The sequence below is a fragment of the Pseudomonas koreensis genome, assembly GCF_024169245.1.
GTDB lineage: Bacteria > Pseudomonadota > Gammaproteobacteria > Pseudomonadales > Pseudomonadaceae > Aquipseudomonas > Aquipseudomonas koreensis_F.
The window spans coordinates 3331035-3354289 of sequence record NZ_JALJWP010000001.1 but is presented as its reverse complement, the minus strand read 5'-3'; the positions used below and the strand labels follow the sequence as shown (position 1 = coordinate 3354289).

Sequence of the window (23255 nt, the reverse complement as noted above, 5' to 3'; positions counted from 1 at the left end):
GGCCATGCGCGGGTTGGTAGACCGGCTGCAATAGGAACCCGGCGCCCGCGAACGAGCCCCACGCATGACCACCATATAAACCGAGCCCCAAAAAAAGGACGGCATCAAGGCGTAGACATACGGCCATTACAGACGGGCTACCAAACCCGATCACTGCTTTCTTTCAGTGACCGAGAAACGATATAGCCAACCTCATGGCGCGTAAGCCGGCGGATTCTGGCGTACGCGTAGGCAACGGCGCAAGGAGTTGTAGCCGGGATGGCGTAACGGATCGTGTAGTTTCAACGGGGTTATTTGATGGTGTTTAAATGCTGGGATTGCCTCTGACAGGCTGGTGGTTTGAGGTCGTCTGGAAGAGCGCTTTCGCGAGCAGGCTCGCTCCTTCACTGGATTTGCGGTGATCACAGATTATGTGCCTGATTGCGATCCCCTGTAGGAGTGAGCCTGCTCGCGATGAGGCCGTCTGCGCCGGCGACGATCTCACTCAAGCAATGCGGATACTGCCTACACCTGCGCCAGAATGCGCCGACTGGTGCGGGTTGAGGCCACGTTCTATCGTTTGCCGGTCACTACTCAGTCAGGCAGACCTGCCAGCATGAATACAGCCCCCGCCCGAAAACCCGCTAAATAGAAAGTTCGAGATGAGCTGACATTCCTAGATGTTCAGAAAGCCGCGCGTGATGGGCAGAAAGTGTTCGATACATTTGTCATCACTGGCAGGCTCCCCATTACCGGTAAATCAAAAAGATCGCAGCCTTCGGCAGCTCCTGCTCGGTCACTGTAGGAGCCGCCGAAGGCTGCGATCTTTTGATCCTGAAAGCCCAGACGGCGAAAGCTGTCCGGGCTATTTGTTTCTGATCTGGAATTTTTGGTGTCTGGCAAGCCGCCATCGCGAGCAAGCTCACTCCTTGGATCTGCGGTGATCTCAGATTAGGTGCCCGACACCATTCCCCTGTGGGAGCGAGCCTGCTCGCGATGAGGCCATTACAGCCAGCGAACTTATTCAGGCAACTTGAGCTTGTCCAGCAACCGATTGACCAACAATTCGTTGAGCATGATCACCTGTTGCAGCGCCAGCAGTGGTTTGCGTTCCGGGCCGCCTATCGAGTTGGCGATGTTACCGGCCATGGCATGCGCGTATGAAAGCGACTCGCAGGCCTCGACCAACAGGGTTTCCTCATCCAGCGAGGGGTCGACAACATAGACCGGGCGATATTTTGGCGAACTTGGTGGAGCGGCCAGGTCTTCGGGTTTGAGGTAGTAGTCGAGGGCACGGTCGGTGGCTTCCTGGACTTTTTGCGGATCGAGCGCGGGGTCGTGGGGGATTGGTGGGTTGGGGGTTACTTTGAACATGATGAAGCTCCTGCTTAAAAAATAAGGAGTCATCACTCTCGCTACCAAACGAGGGTGGCGACCATACGCAGGTTGGTAGACCGGTCTAAGCAGGAAACCCGGCGCTCCCGAAGGAGCCCCACGCATGGCCACCATAAATCGAGTCTCTACAGAGACTGCCTATGGCGTCATGACGCTTAGAGACGGGCTACCAAACCCGATCACTGCTGTTTGTCAGTGACCGAGAAACGATATAGCCAACCTCATAGCCGTGTAAGCCGGCGGATTCTGGCGTAGGCGTAGGCAATGGCGCAAGGAGTTGTAGCCGGGATGGCGTAACGGATCGTGTAGTTTAAACGTGGGAATTTGATGATGTTTAAGTGCTGGGATTGCCTCTGACAGGCAGGTGGTTTGATGTCGTCTGGAAGGGAGCTTTCGCGAGCAGGCTCGCTCCCACATTTGGATCGGGGACATCAGTGGGGGATGGTCGGCTTGGAGGTTGCCATCGCTGGCAGGTCAGCTCGCACAGGGATTGAGTCCGGCCGGTGGATAATGGCCGGTTGTCAGGGCGTCATCGCGAGCAGGCTCACTCCTACAGTTGGACTGGGTACAACCGCAGGAATCAGGTCGGCTGTCAGGCCGCCTTCGCGAGCAAGCTCGCTCCCACAGAAAAGCAAAGCAGCGCAGCTGCCCGCGGCGAAGCCGCACCACTCAACAATGAGCATTAGCTCGAGTACTTTTGATCTTGATCCACCAGCGACGTCGGAAGGCTGAGTGGAGGGATTGATCCGGGGGTGGGAGCGCAGCGACCGTTTGGCGCAGCCAAACACATCGAGAGGAGGTGCAGCGAAGCAAACCGGAGGCGATGCGCCCGGATCGATCCCGCAGCGAAGGGACCCCGAGCCTCAGCGAGCGGGCCGAACGTAGGAGCTAGCGTTTTTTGCTTACTTTTTTAGGCGCTTGTAAAAAAGTAAGTCGCCGTCAGGCGAAACCGCCAGCCGCAGCTCCCGAAGCAACGGATATGCCCCCAAGAGCAAGATCAAAAGCTACCCCCTCACCCCAGCCCTCTCCCCCATGGGGGCGAGGGGGAAAGGGAGCAGATCTTCACGCAACGCAAAATCCCGGCCCGGCTCAAAATCAGTCACGGAGAAATTCAGCCACCTTCAGCGCGGCACCCGCCAAATGATCTGCATGCGTAAACCCGGAAGCCTTGAGCGGCTTCAAATCATGATCCCCCGCCGCCAGCCACATCACCTCAATACTCGGTGACAAAGTGTAAGCCTCGACAGCTTCGCGATTGCCCAGCGCATCCCGCTCCCCCTGCACAATCAAAGTCCGCGTCTGCAAAGAAGACAAATGCTCAACCCGAGGCTTCTCCGGTTTACCCACTGCATAAAAGGGATAGCCCAAACACACCAGCGCATCAGCCCCCAACTCATCAGCAAGCAAACTGGCCATCCGCCCGCCCATCGACTTGCCGCCAATCGCCAACGGCCCAGCGACATGACGCCGCACCACCGCAAACACCTCCCGCCAACACTCCTGCAGTTTCCCAGCAGGATTCGGCGGCCGCTTCACCCCATCCACCCGCCGCTGCGCCATGTAAGGAAACTCAAAGCGCAACACGTTCACTCCAAGCCCTGCCAGCCGCCCAGCCATGTCATTCATCCAGTCGCTATCCATCGGTGCCCCCGCCCCGTGCGCCAGAATCAGCGTCGCCGAGGCCCCACCAACAGCGGCATCCCACAGCCACCCATGATCACGCACACACTGCGCCCATTGATCCCCGTCAATACTGGCCTTGTGCTGTTTGTCCATGCTTGCCTCGCTTTTAGTCTGCCTATAACTCCAGGCGAAGGATTCGCGCCGTTTGCGCGCTCACTTCGGCTGAACCGTGGATGGGGAACCATGAACACTTCTATCAGTACCGCCTACAACTACAAGGTGGTCCGCCAATTCGCCATTATGACGGTGGTGTGGGGCATCGTCGGCATGGGCCTCGGGGTTTTTCTCGCGGCGCAATTGGTCTGGCCGGAACTCAACTTCAATCTGCCCTGGACCAGTTTCGGCCGCCTGCGCCCGCTGCACACCAACGCGGTGATCTTCGCCTTCGGTGGCTGCGCGCTGTTCGCCAGCTCTTTCTACTCGGTGCAACGCACCTGCCAAACGCAATTGTTCGCGCCGCAAATCGCCGCGTTCTGCTTCTGGGGCTGGCAACTTGTGATCCTGCTGGCGGCGATCAGCCTGCCGCTGGGTTACACCAGTTCCAAGGAATACGCCGAGCTGGAATGGCCGATCGACATTCTGATCACCATCGTCTGGGTCGCTTACGCGATCGTGTTCTTCGGCACGATCATGCAGCGCAAGACCAAACACATTTATGTGGGCAACTGGTTCTTCGGCGCGTTCATCATCACCGTGGCGATTCTGCACATCGTCAATAACCTTGAGTTGCCGGTGAGTTTCACCAAGTCCTACTCGGTGTACGCGGGTGCAACCGACGCGATGGTGCAGTGGTGGTACGGCCACAACGCTGTGGGCTTTTTCCTCACCGCCGGTTTCCTCGGCATGATGTATTACTTCGTGCCGAAACAGGCCGAACGCCCGGTGTATTCGTATCGCCTGTCGATCGTACACTTCTGGGCGCTGATCACCCTGTACATCTGGGCCGGCCCGCACCACTTGCATTACACCGCGCTGCCGGACTGGGCCCAGTCGCTGGGCATGGTGATGTCACTGATTCTGCTGGCACCGAGCTGGGGCGGCATGATCAACGGCATGATGACCCTCTCGGGCGCCTGGCATAAGTTGCGCAGCGACCCGATCCTGCGCTTCCTCGTGGTGTCGCTGGCGTTCTACGGCATGTCGACCTTCGAAGGGCCGATGATGGCGATCAAGACCGTCAACGCCCTCTCCCACTACACCGACTGGACCATCGGCCACGTTCACGCCGGCGCACTCGGCTGGGTGGCGATGATTTCCATCGGCGCGCTGTACCACATGATCCCGAAAATCTTCGGCAAGGCGCAGATGCACAGCGTCGGCCTGATCAACGCGCATTTTTGGCTCGCGACCATCGGCACCGTGCTCTACATCGCTTCGATGTGGGTCAACGGCATCGCCCAGGGCCTGATGTGGCGCGCGGTCAACGAGGACGGCACGCTGACCTATTCCTTCGTCGAAACCCTGGTGGCCAGCCATCCGGGCTTTGTCGTGCGCCTGATCGGTGGGGCGATTTTCCTCAGCGGCATGTTGCTGATGGCTTACAACACCTGGCGCACCGTGCGGGCCTCGCAGCCTGCCGAAGTCGTCGCTGCCGCGCAGATGGCCTGAGGAGTCCGCCATGAAACACGAAACCATTGAAAAGAACGTCGGCCTGCTGATGCTGCTGATGGTGTTCGCCGTGAGCATCGGCGGCCTGACCCAGATCGTCCCGCTGTTCTTCCAGGACGTCACCAACAAACCGGTGGAGGGCATGAAGCCCTACACCGCGCTGCAACTGGAAGGCCGCGACATCTATATCCGCGAAGGCTGCGTCGGTTGCCACTCGCAGATGATCCGCCCGTTCCGCGCCGAAACCGAACGCTACGGGCACTACTCAGTGGCCGGCGAAAGCGTCTGGGACCACCCGTTCCTGTGGGGTTCGAAACGCACCGGGCCGGACCTCGCCCGGGTTGGCGCGCGCTACTCGGATGACTGGCACCGCGCGCACTTGTACAACCCGCGCAACGTCGTGCCGGAATCGAAGATGCCGGCTTATCCATGGCTGGTCACCCAGGCCGTCGACAGCAGTCACACCGAAACCAAGCTGAAAACCATGCGCACCCTCGGCGTGCCGTATACCGACGACGACATCAGCGGCGCGGTGGCCAGCCTCAAGGGCAAAACCGAAATGGACGCCCTCGTTTCGTATCTGCAAGTGCTCGGCACTGCGATCAAGAGCAAGAGGTGAGCACGATGATCTTTGAGATGAGTGCAGGCCTGATCCGCGGCCTCGGCACGGTCGTGGTGTTCGTCGCCTTCGTTGGTTTGACGCTTTGGGTGTTCAACCGCAAGCGCACCGCCGAGTTCGCCGAAGCACGCCTGCTGCCATTCGCCGACGAACCACTACCCGAAACACATTCAGCCCCTGAAACAAGGAGTACCCGGCCATGACCACCTTCTGGAGTACGTGGATCTGCGTACTGACCCTCGGCAGCCTGATCGGCCTGACCTGGCTGTTGATCGGCACGCGCCGGGGCGAGACCAAGGGCAGCGTCGACCAGACCATGGGCCACAGCTTCGACGGCATCGAGGAATACGACAATCCGCTGCCGCAGTGGTGGTTCATGCTGTTCGCCGGCACGCTGGTGTTCTCGGTGGGCTATCTGATTCTGTATCCGGGCCTGGGCAACTGGAAAGGCATCCTGCCCGGTTACGAGGATGGCTGGACCGGCGTGCACGAGTGGGAAAAGGAAATGAACAAGGCCGACGCCCGTTTCGGCCCGATCTTCGCCAAATTCGCAGCGATGCCGCTGGAAGAAGTAGCCAAGGATCCGCAGGCGCTGAAAATGGGCGGTCGCTTGTTTGCCTCCAACTGCTCGGTGTGCCACGGTTCGGATGCCAAGGGCGCATTCGGTTTCCCCAACCTCGCCGACAGCGACTGGCGCTGGGGCGGCGATGCCGAGACGATCAAGACCACCATCATGGGCGGCCGCATGGCGGCGATGCCGGCCTGGGGCGAAGTGCTCGGCGAAGCCGGGGTGAAAAACGTGGCCGCCTATGTGCGCCACGAACTGGCCGGCCTGCCGCTACCCGCCGACAGCAGAGCGGATCTGCAAGCCGGGCAGCAAGCGTTCAGCACCACTTGCGTGGCTTGCCACGGCGCAACTGGCCAGGGCACGCCCGCAATGGGCGCACCGAATCTTACCCATCCGGCCGGCTTCATCTATGGCACCAGCCTGACGCAATTGGAGCAAACCATTCGCCATGGTCGCCAAGGACACATGCCGGCGCAGAATGAGTTGTTGGGCAACGATAAAGTGCAATTGCTGGCCGCCTACGTGTACAACCTAAGCCACGGATTGAATACAGAAAGAATGGCAAGTGAAGACATAGAGAAATAAATCCTGCGCACACAACTGCCGCGACTTTTTCGTTGCGGCAGTTTCCCGCCCCATTGCGACGCATTGTCGCACCCCTTCCCACCTCACCTTTCGGTTCGCCTGATTCGGGTCTACGCTTGTTCGAAAGCGGACTGGCGCGTGACAGTTTCAGATCACCCCCGGGCGATGCGTCCGATGAACCGGCTGATGGATTCGCCGCAAGGGCAGGCAGTTAACGGCTGTTGCGCCGATCACCCTCCATCCCCCGATCACGACGTTGAAAAAGACGCCGTCGGCGGCGATCCGAACCCTGCGCTTTTTTCACTCACTGCGACATTTTGACAGGGGTCATTTTTGACCCTACGCGGCGCATGGAAAGGCCGCAGAATCAGCGTTGGAAAGCATTGACCCGGGTCATGGCGCGTTGCAATGACCCCCTGCTCTCTGCATACTTGCGGCCGATTCCAATCCTAATAAAACACCCAAACCGTGGAACCTTAGAATGAGCACAGCAATCAGTCCGACTGCTTATAACTATAAGGTAGTCCGCCAGTTCGCCATCATGACGGTGGTCTGGGGGATCCTTGGCATGGGGCTCGGTGTCTTCATTGCCTCGCAACTGGTCTGGCCGGAATTGAACTTCGGTCTGCCGTGGACGAGCTTTGGACGCCTGCGCCCGTTGCACACAAACCTGGTGATTTTCGCCTTCGGCGGTTGTGCACTGTTTGCCACCTCCTACTATGTCGTGCAGCGAACCTGCCAGACGCGGCTGATTTCCGACAGCCTCGCGGCCTTCACCTTCTGGGGCTGGCAAGCGGTCATCGTCGGCGCCATCGTTACCTTGCCGCTGGGTTACACCACCACCAAGGAGTACGCGGAGCTGGAATGGCCGATCGCCATTTTGCTGGCCATTGTCTGGATCTCCTACGGACTGGTGTTCTTCGGCACCATCACCAAGCGCAAAACCAAGCACATCTATGTCGGCAACTGGTTCTACGGCGCGTTCATCGTCGTCACCGCGATGCTGCACATCGTCAACCACATGTCGCTGCCGGTCAGCCTGTTCAAGTCGTACTCGGCCTACTCGGGCGCGACCGACGCGATGATCCAGTGGTGGTACGGCCACAACGCGGTGGGCTTCTTCCTGACCACCGGTTTCCTCGGGATGATGTACTACTTCGTGCCGAAACAGGCCGAACGTCCGATCTATTCCTATCGTCTGTCGATCGTGCACTTCTGGGCGCTGATCACTCTGTACATCTGGGCCGGCCCGCACCACCTGCACTACACCGCCCTGCCGGACTGGGCACAATCGCTGGGCATGGCGATGTCGATCATTCTGTTGGCGCCAAGCTGGGGCGGCATGATCAACGGCATGATGACCCTGTCGGGCGCCTGGCATAAATTGCGCACCGACCCGATCCTGCGCTTCCTCGTGGTATCGCTGGCGTTCTACGGTATGTCGACCTTCGAAGGGCCGATGATGGCGATCAAGACCGTCAACTCGCTCTCGCACTACACCGACTGGACTATCGGCCACGTACACGCCGGCGCGCTCGGCTGGGTGGCGATGATTTCCATCGGCGCGATCTATCACATGATCCCGAAATTGTTCGGCCGGGCGCAGATGCACAGCGTCGGGCTGATCAACGCGCACTTCTGGCTCGCGACCATCGGCACCGTGCTCTACATCGCCTCGATGTGGGTCAACGGCATCACCCAGGGCCTGATGTGGCGTGCAATCAACGATGACGGCACCCTCACCTACTCGTTCGTCGAAGCGCTGCAGGCCAGCCACCCGGGCTTCATCGTCCGTGCGCTGGGCGGTGCTTTCTTTGCCAGCGGCATGCTGCTGATGGCTTACAACGTGTACCGCACCGTCCGTGCGTCGGATCCGGTTGAAGCCGAAGCCGCCGCCAAGATTGCCGTCGTTGGAGCTCACTGATGAAGCATGAAGCTGTCGAGAAGAATATTGGCCTGCTGGCCTTCTTCATGGTCATCGCCGTCAGCGTCGGTGGCCTGACCCAAATCGTTCCGCTGTTCTTCCAGGACGTCACCAACAAGCCGGTCGAGGGCATGAAGCCTCGCACGGCGCTGGAACTGGAAGGCCGCGACGTGTACATCGCCAACGGTTGTGTCGGCTGCCACTCGCAGATGATCCGCCCGTTCCGCGCTGAAACCGAACGCTATGGCCACTATTCGGTTGCCGGTGAAAGCGTCTGGGACCACCCGTTCCTGTGGGGTTCCAAACGTACCGGTCCGGATCTGGCCCGTGTGGGCGGTCGTTACTCCGATGACTGGCAACGTGCGCACTTGTACAACCCGCGCAATGTGGTCCCCGAGTCGAAAATGCCGGCTTACCCGTTCCTCGTGGAAAACAAGCTCGACGGCAAGGAAACCGCAAAGAAAATGGAAGTGTTGCGCACCCTCGGCGTGCCTTATACCGACGAAGACATCGCCGGTGCTCAGGACGCCGTGAAGGGCAAGACCGAAATGGACGCGCTGGTGGCCTATCTGCAAGGCCTGGGCACCATCATCAAAAGCAAACGGTGAATCTGATGGATATCGGGATGATTCGAGGCCTGGGCACCGTTGTCGTGATGGTGGCCTTCATCGGTCTGGCCTTGTGGGTGTTCAGCCCCAAGCGCAAGTCGGAGTTTGACGACGCGACCATGTTGCCTTTTGCAGATGATCCCGAAGCCATCAAGCACGTCGAGCAAGCTTCTAGGAGTAACAAAGAATGACTACATTCTGGAGTCTGTACGTCACAGTCCTCAGTCTCGGTACGATCTTCGCCCTGACCTGGCTGCTGCTGTCGACCCGCAAGGGCCAGCGCAGCGAACAGACGGACGAGACGGTCGGCCACTCCTTCGACGGGATCGAGGAGTACGACAACCCGCTGCCGAAATGGTGGTTCATGCTGTTCGTCGGCACCATCATTTTTGCCTTGGGTTACCTTGTGCTGTACCCGGGTCTGGGCAACTGGAAAGGTCTGTTGCCGGGCTACAACTATCTCGATACCGAGAAGCAGACCGCGTTCGCCAACGGCCAGACCGGCTGGACCGGCGTCCACGAGTGGGAAAAGGAAATGGCCCGTTCCGACGCTCGCTTCGGTCCGATCTTCGCCAAGTTCGCGGCGATGCCGATCGAAGAAGTCGCCAAGGACCCGCAAGCGCTGAAGATGGGCGGCCGTCTGTTCGCGTCCAACTGCTCGGTGTGCCACGGTTCCGACGCCAAGGGCGCCTATGGCTTCCCCAACCTGACCGACGCCGACTGGCGCTGGGGCGGTGAGCCAGAAACCATCAAGACCACCATCATGGGCGGCCGCCACGCGGTGATGCCGGCGTGGGCGGAAGTGATCGGCGAGCAAGGCGTGGCCGACGTAGCGGCCTTCGTGGTGACCAACCTCGACGGGCGCAAACTGCCGGAAGGCACCAAGGCCGACCCGGCCAATGGCGGCAAACTCTTCGCCGCCAATTGCGTGGCCTGCCACGGCCCTGCCGGTAAAGGCACGCCGGCCATGGGCGCGCCTGACCTGACGCACCCGGGCGCATTCATCTACGGCTCGAGCTTCGCGCAACTGCAACAGACCATCCGTTACGGCCGCCAGGGCCAGATGCCTGCGCAGGAACAACTGCAGGGCAACGACAAGGTTCACTTGCTGGCAGCGTATGTTTACAGCTTGTCGCATGGGGAAAAAGCACCGGAAGCAAAGGCTGAATAAGTCCAACGCTTGAAGCATAAAAAGGCCCCGCCAATGAGAATTGGCGGGGCCTTTTTTTGGTGGCATTCATGATTCGAAACGGTTACTCAATGGACCTGAGCAGAGATGCACGGTAGGTTTTTTTCGCCCCGATAAGCCATATCGGGACCACTTCAAGGACGAAGCTCGAATGTCGAAAGCTGACCTGATAAAACTGCAAAATCCGCCTCAACTCAGCTCAACCGATTGGGCAAGGTTCGAACGAATATCTGTTAAACCGTTACTCGAGGTTTCGCACAAAACCATGAACAGCCCAGGTAACGGTGGTGGGCTCGACGGCCTCGGGGGCGGTAGATTGCTCTGACAAGGGCAGCAAAAACACCGAATTCAAGTCCATATCCAGCGCCTCGCGCCTCGGCGGGAGGCGCTCTAACCGGTGCCCTTATGAAAGTGACAAACCGATCGTCCCCGACCCGCCTTTCCGATTGCGGGGAAAATCTCAAAGTAGTAACGTTCCTACATCAGAATTTCTGGAGGCCAAACATGATGGCCATCACCACCATTTCCAGCCGCGAGTTCAATCAGGACACCAGTGCAGCCAAAAAAGCCACACATCAAGGTCCAGTTATCATTACTGACCGAGGCAGGCCTGCCCACGTATTGCTCAGCATCGAGGAGTATCAAAAACTGACTGGGTGCCAGACCAGCATCGTTGAGCTACTGGCGATGCCGAATGCGGCTGAAATCGAATTCGAACCCGAGCGCGCCGTCATCTCTCCTCGCAGCGTGGACCTTTCCTGATGTTTCTACTGGATACTAATGTAGTTTCCGAACTGCGGAAATCCCAAGCCAACCAGCATGTAGTGACATGGGCAAAAAGCATTCCACCGGCCAGCCTGTATCTATCCGCAATCACTGTACTGGAACTGGAAACCGGGGTTCTACGTATAGAACGTCGTGATCCTTCACAAGGCCAGCTGCTGCGCAACTGGCTGGAACATCGCGTCAAGCCAGCGTTCTCTGGAAGGATCCTGCCGGTCGATACCACAGTCGCCACCCGGTGCGCACAATTGCATGTTCCCGACCGCAGCAGTGAATGCGACGCCTTGATCGCCGCCACCGCGCTTGTACACGGGCTTACGCTGGTAACTCGCAACATTGCGGACTTCCAACTCAGCGGCGTCAATCTGATCAACCCATGGATCGCTGCCAATAACTGATTGATGAATACCCCGCCCTATCAGCGGCGGGGATTTTTTCACGGGCGTTGGGCAAAGATTGAATGCACCGCCGTGGTGTCGATCAACGTTCGATTGCGCCACTGGTTGTTTTCCACCAGATAAACCTGCAGTTGCTTGCGGTCCTCAGTGAAACTGGCAACCAGATAGGTTTGCTGAGAGGTACTGCCGCTCAGGTACATGGGCACGTTACCCTCCTGATAGGCATCGCCCCCGTCTTTATGCAAATGGCCGGCAAAGATCGCCGTCACTTGATATTTGTTGACCATGTCGTGGAAGCGTTTCTGTTGCGCCTGGTTCCCCTTGTGGTTAAACGGTTTGTGCATGTTGATGATAATGGCGTAGCCCGACGCTCGCGCCAGCCTCAGATCGGTCTCGAGCCAGTCCAGGGCGTCGTTGATTTCGAACGTCGTCGGGTTCAATGGATGAGCAATACGGGTGGTATAGGTCGGCTCGTTATTGAGCTGCACCATATGCACTTCGCCGATATTTTTCGAATAGGCGAGACTGCCCGAATACGTTTTGCTCAGAAAGCTGCCGGTAATCTTCAGATCGAAGTTGTCGACTTTACTTTCATGATGCCCTTTGAATTCGACGATACTTCCTGCCGCACAGCTATTGGTAAAACAATCATCAACGTTGTTTTCATAGTCGTGATTACCAAGTCCGTACAAATAGTCGCCTTTGAAGTGCTTATCCAGCAGATCCTTCATGAAAGAGCGCTGCCAGCCATGCCCGAAAGCGGTGATATCGCCATTGATCATCAACGGCACCTGCGCTTGCGAGCCGTATTGATTCCTGAATTCGGCAATGCTTGCAAGTTGGCTGTCAACCAGCCATCTCGAGCGTTCCTTGAATTCGGAGTCGGATTCGGGTTGGCGACTATCGGTCTTGTCTGTCCACGGATATTGAGTGTCTGAAGCAAAGACCATGTGTTTTGGCATGCCAGCAGCCTGAGCAGTAATAGCCGAAGCTATCAGACAAACACCCATAAAGATGCTCACGAGTTTATTCAAAACCATGTTTTAAATTCCATTTCAATTAATTTTCAATGCGCAAAATTATTTCCGCGAAAACAGAACTTATTCGAATACAGCGAAAACCTCAAAGTCTTCCCGAACAACAATCAAATGATTATGTTTCAGACCGGGCAGCTCACAACATACAGCTCAGTAGAAACCTGGTGCTTACTGCTGAATCTGGCACCGCGGTAATAATGACCGACTGCTTATTATTCAACTTGCGAAATCAACAACGGTAGCGTGCACAGTCAATTGAACGATGGAACTAGCCGCCTCGGCAAAACCGGCCATACTCAACAAGTCAATTGATCTGCATCAGGCTTTTCTGCAATCGCTACACCATCTGCATTTTTTACCCAACGCGACCAAAGGTCGCACCCTTGAGGCAGAGCGGCAGGCGTATCATCGCGCTACTGCAACAGCCCTTTTTGACCTTGGTTGGCACGTATCGACCGAGGCATTTTTCCACTGCCGTGGGATGCAATGATGAGCAATCAGATTCCGGTACACGACGTCACGCCGCCGAGCAAGAACGCGAACAACAGCGTCGATCTTTATGCCTCACGAGAAAAAATCTACACCCGTGCCTTCACCGGCCTGTTCCGCAATCTGCGGATGCTCGGCGGTGCGGCGTTGTTTCTGCTGTATTTCGGTACGGTGTGGCTGAACTGGGGCGGTCACCAGGCGGTGTGGTGGAACCTGCCGGAGCGCAAGTTCTTCATCTTCGGCGCGACATTCTGGCCGCAGGATTTCATCCTGCTCTCGGGCCTGTTGATCATTGCCGCGTTCGGCCTGTTCTTCATCACCGTTTATGCCGGCCGGGTCTGGTGCGGCTATACCTGCCCGCAGAGCGTGTGGACGTGGATTTTCATGTGGTGCGAAAAGGTCACCGAAGGCGACCGCAACCAGCGCATCAAGCTCGACAAGGCGCCGATGAGCGCCAACAAATTCCTGCGCAAACTGGCCAAGCACTCGCTGTGGTTGCTGATCGGGTTTGTCACCGGCATGACCTTTGTCGGCTACTTCTCGCCGATCCGCGAACTGGTCATCGAGTTCTTCACCGGCCAGGCCGATGGCTGGTCGTATTTCTGGGTCGGTTTTTTCACCCTCGCCACGTACGGCAATGCCGGTTGGCTGCGTGAGCAAGTGTGCATTTACATGTGCCCGTATGCGCGCTTCCAGAGCGTGATGTTCGACAAGGACACGCTGATCGTTTCCTACGACCCGCGCCGTGGCGAAAGCCGTGGGCCGCGCAAGAAAGGCATCGACTACAAGGCCCTGGGGCTGGGCGATTGCATCGACTGCACGATGTGCGTGCAGGTCTGCCCCACCGGCATCGACATCCGCGATGGGCTGCAGATCGAGTGCATCGGCTGCGCCGCGTGCATCGACGCCTGCGACAGCATCATGGACAAGATGGATTACCCGCGCGGGCTGATCAGCTACACCACCGAACACAACCTCTCCGGGCAGAAAACCCATAAACTGCGCCCGCGCCTGATCGGCTACGCCGTGGTGCTGCTGGCGATGATCAGCCTGTTGGTTGGCGCGTTCTTCATGCGCTCGCTGGTCGGTTTCGACGTCAGCAAGGACCGCGTGCTGTACCGCGAAAACGCCGAAGGGCGGATCGAAAACGTCTACAGCCTGAAGATCATGAACAAGGATCAGCGCGACCACACCTACCTGCTGCAAGCCGAGGGCCTGCCGGACCTGCGCCTGCAAGGCAAGCGCGAGATCAAGGTTGCTGCCGGGGATATCGTCAGCATGCCGGTCGAGTTGTCGAGCGCACCGGAACAACTGCCATCGAGCACCAACGAGGTGAAATTCATCCTCAAGGACGCCGATGACGACAGCGTCCACGTTGAAGCCAAGAGCCGATTCATCGGCCCACAAATCCGTTGAGAGAATTTTGAACATGCCCGCTGCAAACGCCGCAAGTCCTTGGTACAAGCACCTCTGGCCGTGGATCATCATCGCGATTCTGGCCTGCTCGGTGGCCTTGACCCTGTCCATGGTGACCATCGCGGTGAACAATCCGGACAATCTGGTCAACGACAACTATTACGAAGCAGGCAAAGGCATCAACCGTTCACTGGACCGTGAACTGCTGGCGCAAACTTTGAAACTGCGCGCGGCGGTGCATCTGGATGAGGTGACCGGCGAAGTCGACCTGCGTTTGAGCGGTGACAGCCAGCCGCAAACCCTGGAACTGAACCTGATCTCGCCGACCCAGCCGGAGAAGGATCGCAAGATCGTTCTGACCCGCAGTGACAGCGAGAGCGGGCGCTACATTGGCCAGTTGAGCGACAAGGTCGAAGGGCGGCGCTTTGTCGAGTTGCTCGGCAGTCAGGATGAGCACGTGTGGCGCATGTTTGAAGAAGAGCTGGTCAGCCACGACAAGGAACTGCTGCTGGGTGATGAGCCATTGCAGGGTGCGGAAGACCTGAAGAAGTGAATCAAGGTCTAGAGCCCCTCACCCTAGCCCTCTCCCTGAGGGAGAGGGGACTGATCTCGGCTGCTTGGAAGCGTGGCGTATGACAGTGACAATGTCGGCGACTGAAGCCGCTTTTCCGGCTCACACCGATCGGCTCCCTCTCCCTCCGGGAGAGGGCTGGGGTGAGGGCAAGCGGATACACCCAATGCAAGGGCTCACACCCTCAACGATGCCATGACCACCCCACTTGCCTGCTACCACTGCGCCCTGCCCGTCCCGTCCGGCAGCCGCTTCACCGCCGTCGTCCTCGGGCAGGCCCGCGAGTTCTGCTGCCCGGGCTGTCAGGCCGTGGCCGAAGCCATCGTCGCCGGGGGTCTGGAAAGTTATTACCAGCATCGCAGCGAAGCCTCGGCCAATCCCGAAGCGCTGCCGGTGCAACTGAGCGATGAACTGGCGCTGTACGACCGCGCCGACGTGCAACAACCCTTCGTTCGCCATGAAGGCGATCTGGCCGAAACCACCTTGTTGATGGAAGGCATCAGCTGCGCCGCCTGTGGCTGGCTGATCGAGAAACACCTGCGCACCCTGCCCGCCGTCGCCGAGGCGCGGCTGAACCTGTCCAACCATCGCCTGCATGTGCGCTGGGCCGACGCACACTTGCCGCTGAGCCAGATCCTCGCCGAACTGCGCCACATCGGTTACGCCGCTCACCCCTACCAGGCCGACCGCGCCAGCGAACAACTGGCCAGCGAGAATCGCCTGGCCCTGCGCCAACTCGGCGTCGCCGGGTTGCTGTGGTTTCAGGCGATGATGGCGACCATGGCCACCTGGCCGGAATTCAACATCGACCTCAGCCCTGAGCTACACACGATTCTGCGCTGGGTCGCGCTGTTTCTGACCACGCCGATCGTGTTCTACAGCTGCGCGCCGTTCTTCAAAGGCGCGATGCGCGACCTGCGCACCCGCCACCTGACCATGGACGTTTCGGTATCGCTGGCAATCGGCAGCGCCTACATCGCCGGGATCTGGACATCGATCACCGGGGTCGGCGAGCTGTACTTCGATGCGGTCGGCATGTTCGCGCTGTTTCTGCTTGCCGGACGTTATCTGGAACGCCGCGCCCGCGAGCGCACCGCCGCTGCCACTGCGCAACTGGTCAACCTGTTGCCGGCCTCGTGCCTGCGCCTCGATGCGAATGGTCAGAGCGAGCGCATCCTGCTCAGCGAGCTGCGTCTCGGCGAGCGGATTCTGGTGCAGCCGGGCTCGATTCTGCCGGCGGACGGCAAGATCATCGACGGCCAGTCGAGCATCGATGAATCGCTGCTGACTGGCGAATACCTGCCGCAGCCACGCACGCCGGGTGATGCGGTCACCGCAGGCACCCTCAACGTCGAAGGCGCGTTGACCGTGGAAGTGCAGGCGCTCGGGCAAGACACGCGTCTGTCCGCCATCGTGCGCCTGCTTGATCGCGCTCAGGCGGAAAAACCGCGTCTGGCAGAAATCGCCGACCGCGCCGCGCAATGGTTCCTGCTGCTGTCGCTGATCGCCGCAGCAGTGATCGGCGTGCTGTGGTGGCAACTGGATTCATCGCGGGCGTTCTGGATTGTTCTCGCCATGCTGGTGGCGACCTGCCCGTGCGCACTGTCGCTGGCGACGCCGACCGCCCTCACCGCCGCCACCGGCACGCTGCACAAACTCGGCTTGCTGTTGACACGCGGGCACGTGCTGGAAGGCCTGAACCAGATCGACACGGTGATCTTCGACAAGACCGGTACGCTCACTGAAGGTCGCTTGGTGCTGCGTTCGATTCGCCCGCTCGGCGCGCTCGACAGCGAGCAATGCCTGAGCCTTGCCGCCGCGCTGGAAAACCGTTCCGAACACCCGATTGCCCGGGCCTTCGGCCGCGCACCGCTGGCCGCTGAAGACGTGCACAGCAGCCCGGGCCTGGGCCTTGAAGGCATGGTCGGTGAACACCGCTTGCGCATCGGTCAGGCGTCATTCGCCTGTGCCCTGAGCGGCGCGGCGTTGCCGGCGATGCCCGATGAAGCCGGGCAATGGCTGCTGCTCGCCGACACCCACGGGCCGCTGGCGTGGCTGGTCCTCGATGATCGCCTGCGTGATGACGCCCCCGCCCTGCTCGCGGCCTGCAAAGCGCGGGGCTGGCGCACGTTGCTGTTGTCCGGCGACAGTTCGCCGATGGTCGCCAGTGTCGCCGCCGAACTGGGCATCGACGAGGCCCGTGGCGGTTTGCGCCCCGATGACAAACTGCAAGTGCTGCAGCAACTGCACAAGGAAGGGCGCAAGGTGCTGATGCTCGGCGACGGCGTCAACGACGTGCCGGTGCTGGCGGCGGCGGACATCAGCGTGGCGATGGGCTCGGCCACCGATCTGGCGAAAACCAGCGCCGATGCGGTGTTGCTGTCCAACCGTCTCGGCGCCCTGGTGCAAGCTTTCACACTGGCGCGGCGCACCCGCAGGGTAATCATCGAAAACCTGCTGTGGGCGGCGCTGTACAATGGCCTCATGTTGCCGTTCGCCGCCCTCGGCTGGATCACTCCGGTGTGGGCGGCGGTCGGCATGTCGATCAGTTCGCTGACCGTGGTGCTCAACGCCCTGCGCCTGACTCGCTTGCCGAGCGCGCCGGTCGCCGGCAGCCCGACCCACACCCGCCCGCTGCCGGCCTGAGCCGCGCGGGCCTGGAGTTACCGATGCCAGCTCTCTACGTGATGATTCCCGCTGCCTTGCTGATCGTCGCCATCGCCGTGTACATCTTCTTCTGGGCGGTGGACAGCGGCCAGTACGACGACCTCGACGGCCCGGCCCACAGCATCCTCTTTGACGATCAGGACCCCAACCACACCGCAGCCGTGGACGAAGCCAACGCCGGCAAACCGGACGACAAGGCGCCACCCCATGCTTGAACTGGCGCCCCTGCTGGTCTCGGCGCTGATCCTCGGCCTGCTCGGTGGCGGCCATTGTCTGGGCATGTGCGGCGGTCTGATGGGCGCGCTGACCCTGGCGATCCCCAAGGAACAACGCAGCCGGCGCTTTCGCCTGTTGCTGGCGTACAACCTCGGGCGGATTCTCAGTTACGCCACGGCGGGATTGCTCATCGGCCTGGCCGGTTGGGCAGTCGCCAACAGCCCGGCGGCGCTGTTCATGCGCGTGCTGGCGGGGCTGCTGCTGATTGCCATGGGGTTGTACCTGGCCGGTTGGTGGAGCGGGCTGACCCGTATCGAAGCGCTCGGGCGTGGTTTGTGGCGCCTCATTCAACCGGTGGCGAACCGCTTGCTTCCGGTGTCCAGTTTGCCGCGTGCCTTGCTGCTCGGTGCGCTGTGGGGCTGGCTGCCGTGCGGACTGGTTTACAGCACGTTGTTGTGGTCGGCGAGTCAAGGTAATGCGCTGGACAGTGCGCTTCTGATGCTTGCGTTTGGCCTCGGCACCTGGCCGGTGCTGCTGGCCACCGGGCTGGCGGCTGAACGGGTCACCGCGATCCTGCGCAAACGCAGCGTGCGCATGGCCGGCGGTTTGTTGGTGATTCTGTTTGGTTTGTGGACCTTGCCCGGGCCGCATCAGCATTGGCTTATGGGTCATTAGATGGGTGGGGCGGCCTTCGCGAGCAGGCTCGCTCCCACAGGTCTTGAGTACGCTGCAAATCCAATGTGGGAGCGAGCCTGCTCGCGAAGACGCCCGCACGAACAACACAAATCCTCGCCGTTGATGCAAATCAAGATGCCCTGTAACGCCCTCCCCTAGACTCGCCACACTGCCAGCCTATCCGGGGGAATGCCCGCATGCTCGACGCCATTCGTTGGGACTCTGATCTGATCCGCCGCTACGATCTGGCGGGGCCACGCTACACCTCGTACCCGACTGCCGTGCAATTTCACGGTCAGGTCGGCACCTTCGACCTGTTCCATGCCCTGCGCGACAGCCGCAAGGCGCAGCGGCCGTTGTCGCTGTATGTGCATGTGCCGTTCTGCGCGAACATTTGCTACTACTGCGCCTGCAACAAGGTCATCACCAAGGATCGCGGCCGCGCGCAGCCGTACCTGCAACGTCTCGAGCAGGAAATCCAGTTGATCGCCTGCCACCTCGACCCGGCGCAAAAAGTCGAGCAACTGCATTTCGGTGGCGGCACGCCGACCTTTCTCAGCCACGACGAACTGCGCCAACTGATGGCGCACCTGCGCAAGCATTTCAATCTGCTCGATGATGACTCCGGCGATTACGGCATCGAAATAGACCCGCGCGAGGCCGACTGGTCGACCATGGGCCTGCTGCGTGAACTGGGTTTCAACCGGGTCAGCATTGGCCTGCAAGACCTTGACCCGGCGGTGCAGCGCGCGGTAAATCGCTTGCAAAGCCTGGAAGAAACCCGCGCGGTGATCGATGCGGCGCGAACCCTGCAATTTCGCTCGATCAACATCGATCTGATCTACGGCCTGCCGAAGCAGACCCCGGACAACTTCGCCCGCACCGGCGACGAAGTGATCAGCCTGCAACCGGATCGCCTCTCGGTGTTCAACTACGCACATTTGCCGGAGCGCTTCATGCCGCAACGGCGGATCAACAGCAGCGAACTGCCCAGCCCCGCGCACAAACTGGAAATGCTCCAGCGCACCATCGAGCAACTGACCGCCGCCGGTTACCGCTACATCGGCATGGACCACTTCGCCCTGCCCGATGACGAGTTGGCGATCGCTCAGGAAGAACACACCCTGCAACGCAATTTCCAGGGTTACACCACCCACGGCCATTGCGATCTGATTGGTCTGGGCGTGTCGGCGATCAGCCAGATTGGCGATCTGTACTGCCAGAACAGCAGCGACCTAAACGCCTATCAGAACAGCCTCGTCAGCGCGCAACTGGCGACCAGTCGCGGCCTGATATGCAACGCCGACGATCGCTTGCGTCGCGCGGTGATTCAGCAGCTGATCTGCAATTTCGAACTCGAATTCGCTGAAATCGAGCAGCAGTTCAACATCGATTTTCAGGGCTATTTCGGAGCGCTGTGGCCGCAGTTGCAAGGCATGGCCGAAGATGGCCTGCTCAGACTCGAGCGCGAACGCATCGAGGTATTGCCGGCTGGCCGATTGCTGGTGCGCTCGGTGTGCATGGTCTTCGATGCGTACCTGGAGCAGCAGAACCGCCAGCGTTTCTCGCGGGTGATCTAAGGCTTGGTCAGCAAGGAGCCGACCTTGAGATTCTGATCAGGATTCAACGCCGACTGGTTCATCACTTTCGACAAGGCGAGGTTGGCGGTGATCAGGCCACTGTTGAGCGCGGCAATGGCACCGCGCAGTGCGGCGAGCTTGTTGATCTTTTCTTCGGTGGACAGGGTTCTGTCGGACATGACCGCTGCCATGCGCGCTTTCTTCTCGATGATCTCTTTTTGTATTTTGCGAATCATCTTCAGCAACTGCTGGATGTTCTCCGGCAAGCCGCTGTTGTCGATGTCGCTGTTCTCGCCGCCGACAGCAGCGGATTTGGCGATGGCCGCGCCGGACAGCGACACTTTGACGCCCTCGACCAAGGTCGGGATTGCCGTACGCGACAAGTCGTCATCGCGGTCGATTGCAACGTCGGGACTGATTACCTCGGGCGCGGCAGCAACGCCGCTGCTACCGGGGCCTAACGTGCCAATGGCGGTCATCGGAGCCTTCCCTGGATGAATGCAGATAGTTGTTTATCGGCCGCAGGTGCTGCGGCTTTATGTCTGTGGGACAACGCCGCCGCGTGCTGGCCTGAATGTCCTTGCGTGGGTTACCCTTACGGCTTATGTGTGTTTTCCCACAAGGATTGAAGAAATGTCCGAGCCAGTCAAACTGCGCGCTCACACCCAGGCCCACTGCAAGGATTGCAGCCTGGCCCCGCTCTGCCTGCCACTTTCGCTGAATCTGGAAGACATGGATGCGCTGGACGAAATCGTTAAACGCGGCCGCCCGCTGAAAAAAGGTGAATTCCTCTTTCGCCAGGGCGACACCTTCGATTCCGTTTATGCAGTACGCTCCGGCGCTCTGAAAACCTTCAGCCTGAGCGATGCCGGCGAAGAGCAACTGACTGGCTTCCACCTGCCAAGCGAACTGGTCGGCCTGTCGGGCATGGACACCGAGAAACACCCGGTGTCGGCCCAGGCGCTGGAGACTACTTCGGTCTGCGAAATCCCCTTCGAACGCCTCGACGAACTGGCCCTGCAATTGCCGCAACTGCGCCGCCAGTTGATGCGAGTGATGAGCCGCGAGATCCGCGACGACCAGCAAATGATGCTGCTGCTGTCGAAGAAGACCGCTGACGAGCGCATCGCTACTTTTCTGGTCAACCTGTCGGCACGCTTCCGCGCTCGCGGCTTCTCGGCCAACCAGTTCCGCCTGAGCATGTCGCGCAATGAAATCGGTAATTACCTGGGCCTGGCGGTGGAAACCGTGTCGCGGGTGTTCACGCGCTTTCAGCAGAACGAGCTGATTGCTGCCGAGGGCAAGGAGATCCACATTCTCGATCCGATCCAGCTGTGCGCGCTGGCCGGCGGTTCGATCGAAGGCTGATCACGACCCGCGGTTGAGCGAATCGTTTCAGCCGCGGGTATACTGCGCCGTTTGCAGCCCTGCCAGGACACCCCGATGGTCTTCGACTCCTTCGACATCAAATCCCTGATCCGCCCCGTGATCGACTTCCCCAAGCCGGGCGTGATCTTTCGCGACATCACCCCGTTGTTCCAGTCGCCGACGGCCCTGCGCCTGGTGATGGACAGCTTCGCCCATCGCTACGTCGAAGCCGAATTTACCCACATCGGCGCCATGGATGCCCGTGGCTTTCTGATCGGTTCGGTGTTGGCCTACCAGTTGAACAAGCCGCTGGTGCTGTTCCGCAAGCAAGGCAAACTGCCGGCGGACGTGCTGGCCGAAGGTTACGCAACCGAATACGGCGAAGCGTTTCTGGAAGTGCACGCCGACAGCCTGTGTGAAGGCGATTCGGTAGTGATGTTCGATGACCTGATCGCTACTGGCGGCACGCTGATCGCCGCGGCCAACCTGATTCGCCGCATGGGCGCGCGGGTGCATGAAGCGGCGGCGATCATTGATCTGCCAGAGCTGCAAGGCTCGCAGCGTCTTGAGGATATGGGCATTCCTACCTTTTGCCTGACGCAGTTTGCGTTGACCGATAAATAATCAAGATCAAAAGATCGCAGCCTTCGGCAGCTCCTACACAGGGATCCGCATTTCCCTGTAGGAGCTGCCGAAGGCTGCGATCTTTTGCTTTTAGAGCCCCATCTGCTTGCTGATGATTTCGTTCATCACTTCCCGCGTCCCGCCACCAATCGACAGAATGCGGTTATCCCGATACAGCCGCTCCACCAGGCTTTCACGCATATAACCGAGCCCGCCAAGAATCTGCACGGCTTCGGTGGTGATCCGGTCCGATGTGTCGGTGGCGAAGTTCTTCGCCATGGAAATCTCCTTGATCACGCTCTGCCCCGCCGCCATTTTCGCCGCTTGCCGATAAGTGAACTCCCGGGACACTTCCAGCGCTGTGGCCATTTCGGCGAGGCGATGTTTGATCACCTGAAATTTGCCGATGGGTTTGCCGAACGCCTCACGCTCGCGCGCCCATTTCAGGCTCTCCTCCAGCGCCAATTGCGCCGTCATGTTGGCCATCAGCGCCAGCGCCAGCCTTTCGCTCTGGAAATCGCCCATGATGCAGGCAAAGCCCATGTTCTCTGCGCCGATCAAGTTTCCTACAGGCACGCGGCAGTCGTCGAAGAACAATTCAGCGGTATCCGACGCCCACCAGCCCATTTTCTTCAACTGCCGACCGACGCTGAAACCTGGCGTGCCCTTCTCGATCAGCAACAGGCTGATGCCGCCGAACCCCGGCGCACCGGTACGCACCGCGACGGTGTAAAAATCCGCGCGCACGCCGCTGGTGATAAAGGTTTTGCTGCCAGTGACCCGGTAGCAATCGCCGTCGCGCACGGCGCGGGTTTGCAGGTTGGCGACGTCGGAACCGCCGCCGGGCTCGGTCACGGCCAAGGCGCTGATCTTTTCGCCGCTGAGCACTTGGGGGACGACCCGCTCTCGCACTTCAGGCCGCGCCCATTTGACGATCGGCGGCAAACCGATATCCAGCGAGCCCAGCCCGGCTACGAGGCCGCCAGAGCCACAGCGCATTAGCTCTTCACTGGCGGCGACCTTGGCGAACAGATCGCCTTCATGGCTGCCACCGAGCGCCTCGGGATAGCCGATGCCGAGAATGCCCGCCGCACCGGCCTTGAGGTACAGCTCACGGGGAAAGCTCTCGGCTTCTTCCCACTCATCGATGCCCGGCAGGATCTCGCGTTCGACGAAACGTCTGACACTGTCGCGGACCAATTGGTGGCTGGGGTCGAAGTATTCCTGAAAGGCAGGCATGGGCGAGCTCCACGGAAGGGTTCGCCGACGTTAA

At 59.8% G+C, this 23255-nt stretch carries 23 protein-coding genes; 18 read left to right on the top strand and 5 right to left on the bottom strand.

Annotated features, from left to right (window positions below; genetic code table 11):
• Positions 1–999: 999 nt before the first annotated feature.
• The gene (locus J2Y90_RS15080; RefSeq protein WP_253500665.1) at positions 1000–1353 is read right to left on the bottom strand and encodes a DUF6124 family protein; all 354 of its coding nucleotides are present in this window, start codon (positions 1351–1353) and stop codon (positions 1000–1002) included.
• A gap of 1116 nt (positions 1354–2469) precedes the next feature.
• Positions 2470–3150 (bottom strand): alpha/beta family hydrolase, encoded by a 681-nt coding sequence (locus J2Y90_RS15075; RefSeq protein ID WP_253500664.1) that lies wholly within the window; start codon positions 3148–3150, stop codon positions 2470–2472.
• Positions 3151–3240: 90 nt separating this feature from the next.
• Between J2Y90_RS15075 and ccoN (J2Y90_RS15070) the strand changes: the two genes are divergently transcribed.
• The 10 genes from ccoN (J2Y90_RS15070) to J2Y90_RS15025 all read left to right on the top strand — a co-directional run bounded on the left by ccoN (J2Y90_RS15070) (position 3241) and on the right by J2Y90_RS15025 (position 11339).
• The gene (gene ccoN / locus J2Y90_RS15070; protein ID WP_253500663.1) at positions 3241–4665 is read left to right on the top strand and encodes a cytochrome-c oxidase, cbb3-type subunit I; all 1425 of its coding nucleotides are present in this window, start codon (positions 3241–3243) and stop codon (positions 4663–4665) included.
• Positions 4666–4675: 10 nt separating this feature from the next.
• Positions 4676–5284 carry a cytochrome-c oxidase, cbb3-type subunit II gene (gene ccoO / locus J2Y90_RS15065; protein ID WP_003223389.1) on the top strand — a complete coding sequence of 203 codons (609 nt, stop codon included), beginning with the start codon at positions 4676–4678 and terminating at the stop codon, positions 5282–5284.
• 5 nt (positions 5285–5289) lie between these two features.
• On the top strand, positions 5290–5487 hold the full coding sequence (locus J2Y90_RS15060; protein ID WP_253505173.1) for a cbb3-type cytochrome oxidase subunit 3: 198 nt from the start codon (positions 5290–5292) through the stop codon (positions 5485–5487).
• The gene (gene ccoP, locus J2Y90_RS15055; RefSeq protein ID WP_253500662.1) at positions 5484–6437 is read left to right on the top strand and encodes a cytochrome-c oxidase, cbb3-type subunit III; all 954 of its coding nucleotides are present in this window, start codon (positions 5484–5486) and stop codon (positions 6435–6437) included. Before J2Y90_RS15060 ends, ccoP (J2Y90_RS15055) begins: the two co-directional genes overlap by 4 nt.
• A 481-nt stretch (positions 6438–6918) precedes the next feature.
• Positions 6919–8361 carry a cytochrome-c oxidase, cbb3-type subunit I gene (ccoN, locus tag J2Y90_RS15050; RefSeq protein WP_253500661.1) on the top strand — a complete coding sequence of 481 codons (1443 nt, stop codon included), beginning with the start codon at positions 6919–6921 and terminating at the stop codon, positions 8359–8361.
• Positions 8361–8969, top strand: a complete 609-nt coding sequence (gene ccoO / locus J2Y90_RS15045) for a cytochrome-c oxidase, cbb3-type subunit II (protein ID WP_042558541.1) — start codon at positions 8361–8363, stop codon at positions 8967–8969. Before ccoN (J2Y90_RS15050) ends, ccoO (J2Y90_RS15045) begins: the two co-directional genes overlap by 1 nt.
• Positions 8970–8974: 5 nt before the next feature.
• The gene (locus J2Y90_RS15040) at positions 8975–9160 is read left to right on the top strand and encodes a CcoQ/FixQ family Cbb3-type cytochrome c oxidase assembly chaperone (protein WP_016775513.1); all 186 of its coding nucleotides are present in this window, start codon (positions 8975–8977) and stop codon (positions 9158–9160) included.
• A complete protein-coding gene (ccoP, locus tag J2Y90_RS15035; protein ID WP_253500660.1) occupies positions 9157–10140 on the top strand; it encodes a cytochrome-c oxidase, cbb3-type subunit III in 984 nt (327 codons plus the stop codon). The genes J2Y90_RS15040 and ccoP (J2Y90_RS15035) overlap by 4 nt, the downstream gene beginning before the upstream one ends.
• 525 nt (positions 10141–10665) lie before the next feature.
• The gene (locus tag J2Y90_RS15030; RefSeq protein WP_253505171.1) at positions 10666–10920 is read left to right on the top strand and encodes a type II toxin-antitoxin system Phd/YefM family antitoxin; all 255 of its coding nucleotides are present in this window, start codon (positions 10666–10668) and stop codon (positions 10918–10920) included.
• Positions 10920–11339 carry a type II toxin-antitoxin system VapC family toxin gene (locus tag J2Y90_RS15025; RefSeq protein ID WP_253500659.1) on the top strand — a complete coding sequence of 140 codons (420 nt, stop codon included), beginning with the start codon at positions 10920–10922 and terminating at the stop codon, positions 11337–11339. Before J2Y90_RS15030 ends, J2Y90_RS15025 begins: the two co-directional genes overlap by 1 nt.
• A 38-nt stretch (positions 11340–11377) precedes the next feature.
• Here J2Y90_RS15025 and J2Y90_RS15020 read toward each other — a convergent pair whose 3' ends face one another.
• Positions 11378–12379, bottom strand: coding sequence for a metallophosphoesterase family protein (locus J2Y90_RS15020; protein WP_253500658.1), 1002 nt, complete (start codon positions 12377–12379; stop codon positions 11378–11380).
• Positions 12380–12865: 486 nt separating this feature from the next.
• On the opposite strand from J2Y90_RS15020, the gene ccoG reads away from it, so the two are divergent.
• The 6 genes from ccoG (at position 12866) to hemN (ending at position 19990) form a co-directional block, all read left to right on the top strand.
• Positions 12866–14281: a cytochrome c oxidase accessory protein CcoG gene (gene ccoG / locus J2Y90_RS15015; protein ID WP_253500657.1), complete on the top strand. Its 1416-nt coding sequence runs from the start codon at positions 12866–12868 to the stop codon at positions 14279–14281.
• Positions 14282–14294: 13 nt separating this feature from the next.
• A complete protein-coding gene (locus tag J2Y90_RS15010) occupies positions 14295–14834 on the top strand; it encodes a FixH family protein (protein ID WP_253500656.1) in 540 nt (179 codons plus the stop codon).
• 213 nt (positions 14835–15047) lie between these two features.
• A complete protein-coding gene (locus J2Y90_RS15005) occupies positions 15048–17498 on the top strand; it encodes a heavy metal translocating P-type ATPase (protein ID WP_253500655.1) in 2451 nt (816 codons plus the stop codon).
• 23 nt (positions 17499–17521) lie between these two features.
• Positions 17522–17734, top strand: coding sequence for a cbb3-type cytochrome oxidase assembly protein CcoS (gene ccoS, locus J2Y90_RS15000; RefSeq protein WP_039763029.1), 213 nt, complete (start codon positions 17522–17524; stop codon positions 17732–17734).
• Positions 17727–18410, top strand: a complete 684-nt coding sequence (locus J2Y90_RS14995; RefSeq protein WP_253500654.1) for a sulfite exporter TauE/SafE family protein — start codon at positions 17727–17729, stop codon at positions 18408–18410. The genes ccoS and J2Y90_RS14995 overlap by 8 nt, the downstream gene beginning before the upstream one ends.
• A gap of 197 nt (positions 18411–18607) precedes the next feature.
• Positions 18608–19990 carry an oxygen-independent coproporphyrinogen III oxidase gene (gene hemN, locus J2Y90_RS14990; protein WP_253500653.1) on the top strand — a complete coding sequence of 461 codons (1383 nt, stop codon included), beginning with the start codon at positions 18608–18610 and terminating at the stop codon, positions 19988–19990.
• Here the strand turns inward: hemN and J2Y90_RS14985 are convergent.
• Complete coding sequence (locus tag J2Y90_RS14985) at positions 19987–20469, bottom strand: hypothetical protein (protein WP_253500652.1); 483 nt, start codon at positions 20467–20469, stop codon at positions 19987–19989. The genes hemN and J2Y90_RS14985 overlap by 4 nt on opposite strands.
• A 154-nt stretch (positions 20470–20623) precedes the next feature.
• Between J2Y90_RS14985 and fnr the strand changes: the two genes are divergently transcribed.
• Complete coding sequence (gene fnr, locus J2Y90_RS14980) at positions 20624–21358, top strand: fumarate/nitrate reduction transcriptional regulator Fnr (protein WP_253500651.1); 735 nt, start codon at positions 20624–20626, stop codon at positions 21356–21358.
• A 75-nt stretch (positions 21359–21433) separates the two neighbouring features.
• The gene (locus J2Y90_RS14975; protein WP_253500650.1) at positions 21434–21982 is read left to right on the top strand and encodes an adenine phosphoribosyltransferase; all 549 of its coding nucleotides are present in this window, start codon (positions 21434–21436) and stop codon (positions 21980–21982) included.
• Positions 21983–22072: 90 nt separating this feature from the next.
• Here J2Y90_RS14975 and J2Y90_RS14970 read toward each other — a convergent pair whose 3' ends face one another.
• A complete protein-coding gene (locus tag J2Y90_RS14970) occupies positions 22073–23221 on the bottom strand; it encodes an acyl-CoA dehydrogenase family protein (RefSeq protein ID WP_253500649.1) in 1149 nt (382 codons plus the stop codon).
• Positions 23222–23255 lie beyond the last annotated feature (34 nt).